This window comes from Streptomyces altiplanensis (assembly GCF_053591575.1).
In genome coordinates this window covers 54,332-67,150 of the sequence record NZ_JBSFUB010000035.1, presented here as the reverse complement: position 1 = coordinate 67,150, position 12,819 = coordinate 54,332, and the positions used below count along the sequence as shown (strand labels likewise).

Sequence of the window (12,819 nt, the reverse complement as noted above, 5' to 3'; positions counted from 1 at the left end):
GAGGCGTCGCGCAGCGTCAGGCGTCCGGCGATGCACAGGTCCCTGTCGAGCCAGGTGTTGATGAGTGTCCCGCCGTAGATCTCGACGGATCCGGGTGGCCGCCCCTTCGGCGTGACGCAAACTTTCGGCAAATCCTCAGACGAGCGCGCCGCCCGGCAGCTCGACCTTCGCGCCGAGCTCGACGAGCTTGTCCATGAAGTTCTCGTAGCCGCGGTTGATCAGGTCGATGCCGTGGACCCGGGACGTGCCCTGGGCCGCGAGGGCCGCGATCAGGTACGAGAAGCCGCCGCGCAGGTCGGGGATGACCAGATCCGCGCCCTGGAGCTTCGTCGGGCCGCTGACGACCGCCGAGTGCAGGAAGTTGCGCTGGCCGAAGCGGCAGTCCGAACCGCCCAGGCACTCGCGGTAGAGCTGGATGTGCGCGCCCATCTGGTTCAGCGCAGACGTGAAGCCCAGGCGCGACTCGTACACCGTCTCGTGGACGATGGACAGGCCCGACGCCTGCGTCAGGGCGACGACCAGCGGCTGCTGCCAGTCGGTCTGGAAGCCGGGGTGCACGTCGGTCTCCAGGGCGATCGCGTTGAGCGGGCCGCCCGGGTGCCAGAAGCGGATGCCCTCGTCGTCGATCTCGAACGCGCCGCCGACCTTCCGGTACGTGTTGAGGAAGGTCATCATCGAGCGCTGCTGCGCGCCGCGCACGTAGATGTTGCCCTCGGTGGCGAGCGCCGCGGACGCCCAGGAGGCCGCCTCCAGGCGGTCCGGGAGCGCGCGGTGGGTGTAGCCGCCGAGCGAGTCGACACCGGTGATCCGGATGGTCCGGTCGGTGTCCATGGAGATGATCGCGCCCATCTTCTGCAGGACGCAGATGAGGTCCTCGATCTCCGGCTCCACGGCGGCGTTCGACAGCTCGGTGACGCCCTCGGCCAGCACGGCCGTCAGCAGCACCTGCTCCGTCGAGCCGACCGACGGGTACGGCAGCCGGATCTTGCAGCCGCGCAGCCGCTGCGGGGCCTCCAGGTACTGGCCGTCCGCCCGCTTCTCGATCGTCGCGCCGAACTGGCGGAGCACCTCGAAGTGGAAGTCGATCGGCCGGCCGCCGATGTCGCAGCCGCCCAGGCCCGGGATGAAGGCGTGGCCGAGCCGGTGCAGCAGCGGGCCGCAGAAGAGGATCGGGATGCGCGAGGATCCCGCGTGCGCGTCGATGTCGGCAACGTTGGCGGACTCGACGTGGGACGGGTCGAGGATCAGCTCGCCCGGTTCCTCGCCGGGGCGGACCGTCACGCCGTGCAGCTGGAGCAGTCCGCGTACGACACGCACGTCGCGGATGTCGGGCACGTTGCGCAGTCGGCTCGGACCGCTGCCGAGGAGCGCGGCGACCATCGCCTTCGGCACCAGGTTCTTCGCGCCGCGGACGCGGATCTCGCCCTCGAGCGGGGTGCCGCCGTGGACGAGCAGTACATCTTCAGTGCCGGTCATGGATCTCGCGTTCCGGTGTTGTCGGACAGGTGGCCAGAGAAAAGAGTAAGGGGCGACTACCCCTGTGCCATAAGGCCAAGGGGGGTGCTTGCATGTCATGAATCAGACACAACACGCTCCGCACAGCGGTCTCTGCGGAGGGTGACGTTCCGCCGGTGCGCGCTCCCGCTGCCGCCGTACGCCCTGAGCTGCGCACGTGTGCGCAGTGCCGTCCGCTCCCCCCGGAGGGCCGATGTGCGGGATCATGTCTGCCATGACGGAGGTGTCCTCTCTCACAGGGCGGCTGCTGGTGGCCAGCCCGGCCCTGGCGGACCCGAATTTCGACCGCGCGGTGGTGCTCCTCCTCGACCACGACGAGGAGGGCTCGCTCGGCGTGGTCCTCAACCGCCCGACGCCGGTGGGCGTCGGTGACATCCTGCTGCCCTGGGCGCCCCTGGCGGGCGAACCGGGCGTCGTCTTCCAGGGCGGTCCGGTCTCCCTCGACTCCGCGCTCGGCGTCGCGGTGATCCCCGGCGACGAGGGCCCGCTCGGCTGGCGGCGGGTGCACGGCGCGATCGGACTGGTCGACCTGGAGGCCCCGCCGGAACTCCTGGCGGCGGCGCTCGGCTCGCTGCGCATCTTCGCCGGCTACTCGGGGTGGGGCCCCGGGCAGCTGGAGGAGGAGCTCGGGGCCGGGGCCTGGTACGTCGTGGAGTCGGAGCCCGGCGACGTGTCGTCGCCGGAGCCGGAGGGCCTCTGGCGGGCCGTACTGCGCAGACAGCGCAGCAGGCTCGCGATGATCGCGACGTACCCGGACGACCCCTCGCTCAACTGACCCGCCCGGCCCCGGCGGCCCGCCGAAGCTCCCGGGAACCCGCGCGCGTGGGTACCCTTGGACGCCATGAGCACTCTTGAGCCCGAGCCCGAGCGCGGGGCAGGTACGGGGACCCTCGTCGAGCCGACGCCGCAGACCTCGCGCGGCGATGGAGACCACGAGCGGTACGCCCATTACGTCCAGAAGGACAAGATCATGGCGAGCGCACTCGACGGTACGCCCGTCGTGGCGCTCTGCGGCAAGGTCTGGGTCCCGGGCCGTGACCCGAAGAAGTATCCGGTCTGCCCCATGTGCAAGGAGATCTTCGAGGATCTCGGCGCGGGCGGCGGCAAGGACAAGGGCGGCAAGGACAACAGCGGAAAGAAGTAGTACGCGGCAGCCGTAGAACAAGAGCAAGGGAACGGCCCCCGTGGTGCGCACCGGCGCGCCGCGGGGGCCGTCCGCGTTGCACGGAGTGCTCGCGCCGGTCACAAGGTGGTGGAGACGGCGCCCAAGTGGTTCAGACCTCTTGTCGGCCCTGTGGGGCTCCCTTTAGCCTCCTGCCTGTTGTGCAGTGCGAAACCGACGTTGCGCATGTTGCAATGCCGACTCACAGGAGTCCCGGATGAAGTTCTCCGCCCGAATCGCCGCGCCGGCAGCCGCACTCGTGCTGGCCGGCCTGACCGCCACCGCCTGCGCCCCGCAGACCTCCGACAACAGCGCGAAGAAGGACGAGAAGAGCGGCACGCTGCGTGTCTGGCTCTTCCAGGAGGTCGGCAACGCGCCCAAGCAGAAGGTCGTCGACCGGGCCGTCGACGCCTTCCGCGCGCAGCACAAGGACGCCGAGGTCGAGATCGAGTACATACCGGTCGAGACCCGCGCCCAGAAGATCAAGGCCGCCTTCAACGACCCGGAGAGCGCCCCCGACCTCATCGAGTACGGCAACACCGACACCGCCGGCTACGTCAAGGACGGCGGACTCGCCGACATCACCGAGGAGTTCGGCGCCTGGGCCGAGGCCAAGGACACCGACCCGGCCGCCAAGCAGTCGGTGTCGGTCGGCGGAAAGGTGTACGGCGCCCCGTTCTTCGTCGGCGTACGCGCGCTGTACTACCGCACCGACGTCTTCGAGGAACTGGGCCTGAAGCCGCCGAAGTCGCAGGCCGAACTCGTCACTGCCGCACGGAAGATCCGCAAGGAGAAGCCGGAGCTGTACGGGCTCGCGGTCGGCGGCGCCTACACGTACGGCGCGATGCCCTTCATCTGGGCCAACGGCGGCGAACTCGCCGAGGAGAGCGGCGGAACGTACACCTCCGCCATCGACAGCCCCGCGGCCCGGAAGGGCATCAAGGCGTACACCTCCCTCTTCGGCCCCGACAACTGCCCGGCCGCCAAGTGCGCCGAGATGGGCGGCAACGACACCGTCACCGCCTTCGCGTCCGGCAAGGCGGGCATGGCGATCGGCGGCGACTTCAGCCACGCCGCCGTCGAGGCGGGCAAGGTGAAGGGCAAGTACGCGGTGGTGCCGCTGCCCGGCGTGAAGGCGGGCGAGATCGCGCCGGCGTTCGCGGGCGGCAACAACCTCGGCGTACTGAAGAGCAGTTCGCACCGCACGCTCGCCGTCGACCTGATGAAGCAGCTGGCCGGGAAGAAGGCGCAGGGCGAGCTCTTCGACGCGATGGGCTTCCTGCCGACGTACACCGACGTGCGCGAGACGGCGGCGAAGAAGGAGCCGTTCGTCGAGCCCTTCATCGAGACGCTCGCGGCGGGCGCCAAGGCGGCCCCGGCATCGCCGGGCTGGGCGCAGATCGACTCCTCGCTGGTCCTGCCGACGATGTTCCAGGAGATCGTCAGCGGCCGCAAGGACGTGGCGGCGGCCTCCGGCGACGCGGCGAAGAAGATGAACGACGCGTTCGGAGCGGCGGGTTGAGCGGTATGAGCGCGATCGCACGACGCGGCAGCGGATGGACGCCGTGGCTCTACCTCGCGCCTGCTCTGGTCGTCCTGGGCGGCCTGCTCGTCTACCCGATCTACCAGCTCGGCCTGATCTCCTTCCTGGAGTACACGCAGGCGCAGGTCAGCGGCGGTGAGCCGACCTCCTTCAAGGGCCTGGGGAACTACACCACGCTCTTCGGCGACCCGCAGTTCTGGCAGGTGCTCCTCGCGACCGTCGTCTTCGCGGCCGCCTGCGTCCTCGCGACGCTCTCCCTCGGCTGCGCGCTGGCCGTGCTGCTGACGCGCGTACGGGCCGTGCCGCGCCTCGCGCTGATGATGGCCGCGCTCGGTGCGTGGGCGACCCCGGCGATCACCGGGTCCACCGTCTGGGTGTTTCTCTTCGACCCGGACTTCGGGCCCGTCAACAAGGTGCTGGGGCTCGGCGACCACTCGTGGACGTACGGACGCTACAGCGCCTTCGCGCTCGTACTCCTCGAAGTGGTCTGGTGCTCGTTCCCGTTCGTGATGGTGACCGTCTACGCGGGCATCCGGGCGATCCCGGCAGAGGTACTGGAGGCGGCGTCCCTCGACGGGGCCTCGCAGTGGCGGATCTGGCGGTCGGTCATGGCGCCGATGCTGCGGCCGATCCTGGTGGTCGTCACCATCCAGTCGGTGATCTGGGACTTCAAGATCTTCACCCAGATCTACGTCATGACCAACGGCGGCGGCATCGCCGGCCAGAACCTCGTCCTCAACGTCTACGCCTACCAGAAGGCCTTCGCGTCCTCGCAGTACAGCCTGGGCTCGGCGATCGGCGTCGTCATGCTGCTGATCCTGCTCGCGGTCACGCTCGTGTACCTGCGGCTGCTGCGACGTCAGGGAGAAGAACTGTGAGTCTCGTACGCCGCCCCTGGCGCCTCGCCGCAGAGGCGTCCGCGCTGCTGATCGCGCTGGCCGTCGCCTTCCCCCTCTACTGGATGGTGCTTTCCGCCTTCAAACCGGCGGGCGAGATCCAGTCGACGGAGGCCAGACCGTGGACGCTCTCTCCCTCACTCGACTCGTTCCGGCGCGTCTTCGAACAGCAGGAATTCGGCCGCTATTTCCTCAACAGCCTGCTGGTCGCGTCGGTGGTCGTGATCGCCTCCGCGCTGATCGCCTTTCTCGCGGCGACAGCGGTCACCCGCTTCCGCTTCAAGTTCCGCACCACCCTCCTGATCATGTTCCTGGTCGCCCAGATGGTGCCGATCGAAGCACTGACGATCCCTCTCTTCTTCCTGATGAGGGACTTCGGCCAGCTCAACACGCTCGGCTCGCTGATCCTGCCGCACATCGCCTTCTCGCTGCCCTTCGCGGTGTGGATGCTGCGCGGATTCGTGAAGGCCGTTCCCGAGGCGCTGGAAGAGGCGGCGTACATCGACGGCGCGAGCCGCTCCCGTTTCCTGTGGCAGATCCTTTTCCCGCTGGTTTTCCCCGGGCTCGTCGCGACCAGCGTCTTCTCCTTCATCTCGACCTGGAACGACTTCCTCTTCGCCAAGTCCTTCATCATCAGTGACACCTCGCAGTCGACACTTCCGATGGCATTGCTGGTCTTCTTCAAACCGGAGGAGAACGACTGGGGAGGGATCATGGCAGCCTCGACGGTGATGACCGTCCCGGTGCTCGTCTTCTTCGTACTCGTACAGCGACGCCTGGTCTCGGGACTGGGCGGAGCGGTTAAGGACTGACGCCATGCTCGATCTGGTACCGGCTCCCGGAGCCGCCGCCTGGGCACCCCCCGCCCAGGGCCACTACCCCCTCGGCCGTGACACCGCCCTGTTCGCCCACCCCGGCACCGAGGGCGTCGCCCACTGGCTGCGCGCCACGGTGGGCGCCGCCACCGGGCTGCCGCTGGCGGACGGCACCGACGCCGGCCGCGACGGCAACCGCATCGAGCTGCGGATCGACCCCGAGACCGGACAGGAACTCGGCCCGGAGGGCTACCGCCTGGTCGTCGACGGCTACCTCGTCCTCATCGAGGGCGGCGGCCCGGCGGGCGTCTTCTGGGGCGCCCAGACACTGCGTCAGCTGCTCGGCCCGGACGCCTTCCGGCGCGCGCCCGTCGACCCGGCCCGCCAGTGGTCCGTACCGATGGTGGCCATCGAGGACAGGCCGCGCTTCGCCTGGCGCGGCCTGATGCTCGACGTGGCACGCCACTTCATGCCCAAGGACGGCGTACTGCGCTACCTGGACCTGCTCGCCGCGCACAAGCTCAACGTCTTCCACTTCCACCTCACCGACGACCAGGGCTGGCGCATCGAGATCAAGCGCCATCCGAAACTGACGGAGACCGGCGCGTGGCGGCCGCGCACCACATACGGCCACCGGGCCTCCGGCCTGTGGACGGAGACACCGCACGGCGGTTACTACACGCAGGACGACATCCGCGAGATCGTCGCGTACGCGGCGCAGCGGCATATCACCGTCGTCCCCGAGATCGACATTCCGGGCCATTCGCAGGCGGCCATCGCCGCATATCCGGAACTCGGCAACACGGACGTCATCGACACCCCCCTCTCCGTCTGGGACACCTGGGGCATCAACCCGAACGTACTCGCCCCCACCGACAACACCCTCCGCTTCTTCGAGGGCGTGTTCGAGGAAGTCCTCGAACTCTTCCCCTCCGCCTTCGTCCACGTGGGCGGCGACGAGGCGCTGAAGGACCAGTGGAGGCAGTCCCCGGCCGCCCAGGCCCGCATCAAGGAACTCGGCCTGGCCGACGAGGACGGACTCCAGTCCTGGTTCGTCCGCCACTTCGACACCTGGCTCACCGCCCGCGGCCGCCGCCTCATCGGCTGGGACGAGATCCTCGAAGGCGGCCTCGCGCCGGGAGCCGCCGTCTCCTCCTGGCGCGGCTACGCGGGCGGGATCGCCGCCGCCCGGGCCGGCCACGACGTCGTCATGTGCCCCGAGCAGCAGGTGTACCTGGACCACCGCCAGCACGGCGGCCCGGACGAACCGATGCCCATCGGTTACGTGCGCACGCTGGAGGACGTCTACCGCTTCGAACCCGTACCGTCCGAACTCGCACCCGAAGAGGCACGGCACGTCCTGGGCACCCAGGCCAACGTCTGGACCGAGGTGATGGAGAACCAGAGCCGCGTCGACTACCAGACGTTCCCCCGCCTGGCCGCGTTCGCCGAAGTCGCCTGGTCGGACCTGCCGGCGCCAGCCGAGCGCGACTTCGCCGGTTTCGAGGCGCGGATGACCGCGCACTACCGGCGGCTTGACGCACTGGGGGTCGATTACCGGCCACCGGGCGGCCCGTTGCCCTGGCAGAAGCGCCCGGCCCCCGGCGGCGACAGCGCCGCTCTCGGACGTCCGATCGAGGGGACGCCCCCAAACGTGTGAGCCGCGAGGCAAGAGGAGTGCCGCACTGTGCCGGGCCTGGGACCGTTGGGGTCCCGGCTCGGCATACGTCGTAAGTCGCATGAGAGTCGCTGAAGAGTGGCAATTCGCACTCACCGCCAATGGAGTACGAAAGCGGGCGAATGCCCTGGTCGGGGAGGAGGGGTTCCTAGTGGACCCTCGCGTCGGACGGTTCGCGGGATGTGCCAGAGTTGCCTCGTCCGGGCTGTGAGCACGTACCGTACGGCGCAACAGACGGGACAGCCGGGACACCGGGAAGGGGCAGCTGGGTTGACCACGCACGCACCGCGGGCGGCGCAGTCCGTGACGCTCCCGGCCTCGCTCGACGAGGCCGTGGCGGCACTCACCGCCATGCCTGCCGCCGTGCCCGTCGCGGGCGGTACGGACCTGATGGCATCCGTGAACTCCGGGCAGCTGCGGCCCGCGGCCCTGGTCGGGCTCGGCCGGATCAGCGAGATCCGGGGCTGGCAGTACCAGGACGGGAACGCGCTGCTCGGCGCCGGTCTCACGCACGCCCGGATGGGGCGGCCGGACTTCGCGGCCCTCATCCCGGCGCTCGCCGCGGCCGCGCGCGCCGCGGGACCGCCTCAGATCCGCAACGCGGGAACGCTCGGCGGCAACATCGTCACCGCCGCGCCCACCGGCGACACCCTGCCCGTGCTGGCCGCGATGGAAGCGACGCTGGTGATCGCGGGGCCGGGCGGCGCACGCCGCGAGACCCCCGTCTCCCACCTCCTCGCCGGCCGCGACATGCTGGGCGCGGGCGAGCTGATCGGCTTCGTGCGCGTACCGTTGCTGCACGCCCCGCAGGTCTTCTTCAAGGCCACCGGCCGCACCGGCCCCGGCCGCGCGACCGCGTCCGTCGCCCTGGTCCTCGACCCGGCGCGGCGCGAGGTGCGGTGCGCGGTGGGCGCCATCGCGCCGATGCCGCTGCGGCCCCTGGAGGCGGAGGCCTGGATCGCCTCGCTGATCGAGTGGGACGCGGACCGCAAGCTGGCGCCGGAGGCGTGCGCCGCGTTCGGCGAGTACGTCGCGGCCGCCTGCATCCCGGACCCGGCTCCGCCGGCGGACGGGACGGAACCGGCCGCACTGCCGCCCGCCGTACTGCACCTGCGGCGCACGGTCGCCGCGTTGGCCCGACGAGCGCTGGGGAGGGCACTGTCGTGAGCGAGAACGAGAACCCGGGGACGCAGGGACCTCCGCACCCCGGCACCTGGCAGCCGACCCCGCAGGGCGGCGAGTACGACGCGGACGCCACGGCGTTCGTGCAGCTGCCCGAGGGCATGCCGGACTTCGGCGACCCGCTGGCGGCGCCCGGACACGACTACGTACCGCCTCACATCACCCCGCAGGCCGCGGGGGCGGCCGACCCGGGAGCGGCCGGCACGTGGGCCGCGCCGTCGGTGCCGGGCGAGATGCGGTGGCCGGAGCCGGAGGGCACGGGCGTGCCCGCGCACGACCCGGGGGCCACGGGCCGGTGGAACTTCGACACGGCCCCGGCGCCCACGCCCCCGGTCGCGTCCGAACTCACCGGCCAGTGGACGGTCCCGGTGGCCGGCGGCGAGCTCCCGGACGAGTCGGGCGAGTTCACGATGTCGGCGCTGGCGTCCCAGTGGGGCGGCGCGCACCCTTCGGCCACCCTGCCGGGCGGGGCGCCGGCCCCCTGGGCGGACACGGCCGACGCCGGACCGACGCTCCCGGGCGGGGCCCCCGCCCCGTGGGCGGCCCCCGGGCCGATGCACGATTTCGAGCCCCACCCGCCGCAGGAGGACGCGACCGGCGCCGCCGCGGAACCCGCGGGGGCGGAAGAGGACGCGCCGGAGCGCTCCCCGCAGGGCGCCGGACACGGCCACCCCGAAGAAATCCCGGCACCGGAACATCCGGCGCCCGAGGAGACGCCCCGTGGCGGCGGCGGCCCCGACGCCCCGGACGCCTCCGCCGGCCCCGGCACCGACCCGCACGCCTCCGCGGACCCGCACGGCCCCGGCACCGCAGCCCCGCCCGACGCCCCCCCGGAAGACGTCCACAGCGAGCACCCCCACGCCTCCTACGTCCTGCACGTGAACGGCGCGGACCGCCCCGTCACCGACGCCTGGATCGGCGAGTCCCTCCTGTACGTCCTGCGCGAGCGCCTCGGCCTCGCCGGCGCCAAGGACGGCTGCTCCCAGGGCGAGTGCGGCGCCTGCGCCGTACAGGTCGACGGCCGCCTCGTCGCCTCCTGCCTCGTCCCCGCCGCCACCACCGCCGGCAGCGAGGTCCGTACGGTCGAGGGCCTGGCCGCCGACGGCCGGCCGTCCGACGTCCAGCGGGCCCTCGCCAACTGCGGCGCGGTCCAGTGCGGTTTCTGCGTACCCGGCATGGCCATGACCGTCCACGACCTGCTCGAAGGCAACCACGCCCCCACCGAGCTGGAGACCCGCCAGGCACTCTGCGGCAACCTCTGCCGCTGCTCGGGCTACCGGGGCGTGCTCGAAGCCGTACGCGAGGTCGTCGCCGAGCGCGAGGCGACCGCCGCGGCCGAGGAAGCCCGCATCCCGCACCAGGCGCCCCCCGGCGCGGGCAGTGTCCAGCAGCCCCACCCGCACGAGCACCCGCACGACGGAGGCATGGCGTGAGCAACGACGCGGCCACCGCGACCGGCGCACCGGCGGTCGACGGCACCCGGCCCGAGCCGCCCACCCACGGCATCGGCGCTTCCCTTCCACCGGCCGACGCGCGCGCGAAGACGGAGGGCACGTTCCCGTACGCGTCCGACCTGTGGGCCGAGGGCCTGCTCTGGGCCGCGGTGCTGCGCTCGCCGCACGCCCACGCCCGGATCGTCTCGGTCGACACCTCCGCCGCGTCCGAGATGCCCGGCGTACGGGCCGTGGTCACCCACGAGGACGTGCCGGGCGACTCCGCGCACGGCCGCAGCGTCGCCGACCGCCCCGTCTTCGCCTCCGGCCTCGTCCGCCACCACGGCGAGGCGATCGCCGCGGTGGCCGCCGACCACCCCGACACGGCCCGTCTGGCCGCCGCGGCCATCGCGGTCGAGTACGAGCTCCTCGAACCGGTCACCGACCCGGAACAGGCCTTCGCGGCGGACCCCCTCCACCCCGACGGCAACCTCATCCGCCACATCCCCCTCAGCTTCGGCGACCCGGAGGTCACGGGCGAGGTGATCGTGGAGGGCCTGTACCGCATCGGCCGCCAGGACCCGGCGCCCATCGGGGCCGAGGCCGGACTGGCCGTCCCGCGCCCCGACGGCGGCGTGGAGATCTACACGGCGTCCACCGACCCGCACACCGACCGCGACCGCGCCGCCGCCTGCTTCGGCCTGGAGCAGGAGCGCGTGAAGGTCGTCGTCACGGGCGTCCCGGGCGCCACCGGCGACCGCGAGGACGGCAGCTTCCAGATCCCGCTGGGCCTCCTCGCCCTCAAGACCGGCTGCCCGGTCAAGCTGGCCGCCACCCGCGAGGAGTCCTTCCTCGGCCACGCCCACCGCCACCCGACCCTCCTGCGCTACCGCCACCACGCGGACGCCGAGGGCCGCCTGGTCAAGGTGGAGGCCCAGATCCTCCTGGACGCGGGCGCGTACGCCGACGCCTCCTCCGAGTCCCTCGCGGCGGCAGTGGCCTTCGCCTGCGGCCCGTACGTCGTGCCGCACGCCTTCATCGAGGGCTGGGCGGTCCGCACGAACAACCCCCCGTCCGGCCACGTCCGCGGCGAGGGCGCCCTCCAGGTGTGCGCGGCGTACGAGGGCCAGATGGACAAGCTCGCGGCGAAGCTGGGCATCGACCCGGCGGAACTGCGCCTGCGCAACGTGCTGGCCACCGGCGACCTGCTGCCCACCGGCCAGACGGTGACCTGCCCGGCCCCCGTGGCCGAACTCCTGCGCGCCGTACGGGACTGCCCGCTGCCGACGCTGCCCAAGGACACCCCCCAGGACGAGTGGCTGCTGCCGGGCGGCCCGGAGGGCGCGGGGGACCCCGCCGCCGTACGCCGCGGGGTCGGCTACGCGGTCGGCATGGTGCACATGCTGGGCGCGGAGGGCGCCGACGAGGTCTCCACCGCGACGGTGAAGGTCCACGACGGCGTGGCCACGGTCATCTGCGCGGCGGTCGAGACCGGCCAGGGCTTCACCACGCTCGCCCGCCAGATCGTCCAGGAGGTCCTCGGCATCGAAGAGGTCCACGTGGCGTCGGTCGACACGGACCAGCCCCCGGCGGGCCCGGCGACGCACGGCCGCCACACGTGGGTGTCGGGCGGGGCGGTGGAACGCGCGGCGAAGATGGTCCGCACGCAGCTCCTCCAGCCGCTGGCCCACCAGTTCGGCATGTCGACCGAGCTGCTGCAGATCGCCGACGGCAAGATCACCTCGTACGACGGGGTCCTCTCCACCACGGTGGCGGAGGCGATGGAGGGCAAGGAGCTCTGGGCCACGGCCCAGTGCCGCCCCCACCCCACCGAACCGCTCGACGACACGGGCCAGGGCGACGCCTTCGTGGGGCTGGCCTTCTGCGCGATCCGCGCGACCGTGGACGTGGACATCGAGCTGGGATCGGTCCGGGTGGTGGAGATGGCGGTGGCCCAGGACGTGGGCCGCATCCTCAACCCGGCCCAGCTGGCCACCCGCATCGAGGCGGGCGTCACGCAGGGCGTGGGCGCGGCCCTGACGGAGAACCTCCGCACCCCGCGGGGCCTGATCCGCCACCCCGACCTCACCCACTACGCGCTCCCGACGTCCCTGGACACCCCGGACATCCGCATCGTCAAGCTGGTGGAGGAGCGCGACGTGGTCGCCCCCTTCGGCGCGAAGCCGGTCAGCGCGGTCCCGGTGGTCACGTCCCCGGCGGCGGTCGCCTCGGCGGTCCGGGCGGCCACGGGCCGCCCGGTCAACCGCCTGCCGATCCGCCCCCAGGCGGCGGTCGCCGTTCCCGGTCCGTAGCCGGGCGGGCCGGGCGGGCCGCGTCCTTCCCGGTGGCGCCCGGACGCCCTGACACCAGGGCCGGTCCATGGACGAAGCGCCCGGTCCCGCCGTCGCCCCGGTCACCGGTGCCGGGGCCGCGGGCAGGTCCACCGCCGCGCAGGCGCTCACCGGGCGCCTGCCGCGCGCCGCCGACGTGCGCGCCGTCGCGGCCGGAGGGCGGTGAGCGAACGGGTGTGCGCGGGCCTTGCCTCCGCGCGGTGGTGCGGGACACCATCGACCGCGACCGCTGCGCGGCTGACGA

At 72.2% G+C, this 12,819-nt stretch carries 11 protein-coding genes and 1 pseudogene; 10 read left to right on the top strand and 2 right to left on the bottom strand.

Annotated features, from left to right (window positions below; all coding sequences use genetic code 11):
* Window positions 1-86: pseudogene (locus ACWD0Y_RS17725) on the bottom strand (hypothetical protein); the annotation flags it as partial.
* Window positions 87-135: 49 nt separating this feature from the next.
* Window positions 136-1,476 carry a UDP-N-acetylglucosamine 1-carboxyvinyltransferase gene (gene murA, locus ACWD0Y_RS17720; RefSeq protein ID WP_450261262.1) on the bottom strand — a complete coding sequence of 447 codons (1,341 nt, stop codon included), beginning with the start codon at window positions 1,474-1,476 and terminating at the stop codon, window positions 136-138.
* A gap of 253 nt (window positions 1,477-1,729) precedes the next feature.
* On the opposite strand from murA, the gene ACWD0Y_RS17715 reads away from it, so the two are divergent.
* The 10 genes from ACWD0Y_RS17715 to ACWD0Y_RS17670 all read left to right on the top strand — a co-directional run bounded on the left by ACWD0Y_RS17715 (window position 1,730) and on the right by ACWD0Y_RS17670 (window position 12,741).
* Window positions 1,730-2,290 carry a YqgE/AlgH family protein gene (locus ACWD0Y_RS17715; RefSeq protein ID WP_450261261.1) on the top strand — a complete coding sequence of 187 codons (561 nt, stop codon included), beginning with the start codon at window positions 1,730-1,732 and terminating at the stop codon, window positions 2,288-2,290.
* A 66-nt stretch (window positions 2,291-2,356) separates the two neighbouring features.
* The gene (locus tag ACWD0Y_RS17710) at window positions 2,357-2,659 is read left to right on the top strand and encodes a DUF3039 domain-containing protein (protein ID WP_093800630.1); all 303 of its coding nucleotides are present in this window, start codon (window positions 2,357-2,359) and stop codon (window positions 2,657-2,659) included.
* A 235-nt stretch (window positions 2,660-2,894) separates the two neighbouring features.
* Window positions 2,895-4,199 (top strand): extracellular solute-binding protein, encoded by a 1,305-nt coding sequence (locus ACWD0Y_RS17705; protein ID WP_450261260.1) that lies wholly within the window; start codon window positions 2,895-2,897, stop codon window positions 4,197-4,199.
* A 5-nt stretch (window positions 4,200-4,204) separates the two neighbouring features.
* Window positions 4,205-5,098, top strand: coding sequence for a carbohydrate ABC transporter permease (locus tag ACWD0Y_RS17700; RefSeq protein WP_450261259.1), 894 nt, complete (start codon window positions 4,205-4,207; stop codon window positions 5,096-5,098).
* Window positions 5,095-5,928 (top strand): carbohydrate ABC transporter permease, encoded by an 834-nt coding sequence (locus ACWD0Y_RS17695; RefSeq protein ID WP_093800633.1) that lies wholly within the window; start codon window positions 5,095-5,097, stop codon window positions 5,926-5,928. The genes ACWD0Y_RS17700 and ACWD0Y_RS17695 overlap by 4 nt, the downstream gene beginning before the upstream one ends.
* Before the next feature lie 4 nt (window positions 5,929-5,932).
* Window positions 5,933-7,591 (top strand): beta-N-acetylhexosaminidase, encoded by a 1,659-nt coding sequence (locus ACWD0Y_RS17690; protein ID WP_450261258.1) that lies wholly within the window; start codon window positions 5,933-5,935, stop codon window positions 7,589-7,591.
* 288 nt (window positions 7,592-7,879) lie between these two features.
* On the top strand, window positions 7,880-8,776 hold the full coding sequence (locus tag ACWD0Y_RS17685; protein WP_176710085.1) for an FAD binding domain-containing protein: 897 nt from the start codon (window positions 7,880-7,882) through the stop codon (window positions 8,774-8,776).
* Window positions 8,773-10,224: a 2Fe-2S iron-sulfur cluster-binding protein gene (locus tag ACWD0Y_RS17680; protein ID WP_450261257.1), complete on the top strand. Its 1,452-nt coding sequence runs from the start codon at window positions 8,773-8,775 to the stop codon at window positions 10,222-10,224. Before ACWD0Y_RS17685 ends, ACWD0Y_RS17680 begins: the two co-directional genes overlap by 4 nt.
* Window positions 10,221-12,536 (top strand): xanthine dehydrogenase family protein molybdopterin-binding subunit, encoded by a 2,316-nt coding sequence (locus tag ACWD0Y_RS17675; RefSeq protein WP_450261256.1) that lies wholly within the window; start codon window positions 10,221-10,223, stop codon window positions 12,534-12,536. Before ACWD0Y_RS17680 ends, ACWD0Y_RS17675 begins: the two co-directional genes overlap by 4 nt.
* Before the next feature lie 67 nt (window positions 12,537-12,603).
* Entirely contained in the window at window positions 12,604-12,741 is a 138-nt protein-coding gene (locus ACWD0Y_RS17670; protein WP_450261255.1) for a hypothetical protein, read from the top strand.
* Window positions 12,742-12,819: the final 78 nt, after the last annotated feature.

Bases quoted from the DNA above. Each gene is read 5' to 3' on its own strand.
- ACWD0Y_RS17705 (WP_450261260.1), top strand. From the start codon at position 2,895: ATGAAGTTCTCCGCCCGAATCGCCGCGCCGGCAGCCGCACTCGTGCTG.
- ACWD0Y_RS17670 (WP_450261255.1), top strand. From the start codon at position 12,604: ATGGACGAAGCGCCCGGTCCCGCCGTCGCCCCGGTCACCGGTGCCGGG.
- ACWD0Y_RS17690 (WP_450261258.1), top strand. From the start codon at position 5,933: ATGCTCGATCTGGTACCGGCTCCCGGAGCCGCCGCCTGGGCACCCCCC.
- ACWD0Y_RS17715 (WP_450261261.1), top strand. From the start codon at position 1,730: ATGACGGAGGTGTCCTCTCTCACAGGGCGGCTGCTGGTGGCCAGCCCG.
- murA (WP_450261262.1), bottom strand. From the start codon at position 1,476: ATGACCGGCACTGAAGATGTACTGCTCGTCCACGGCGGCACCCCGCTC.
- ACWD0Y_RS17710 (WP_093800630.1), top strand. From the start codon at position 2,357: ATGAGCACTCTTGAGCCCGAGCCCGAGCGCGGGGCAGGTACGGGGACC.
- ACWD0Y_RS17700 (WP_450261259.1), top strand. From the start codon at position 4,205: ATGAGCGCGATCGCACGACGCGGCAGCGGATGGACGCCGTGGCTCTAC.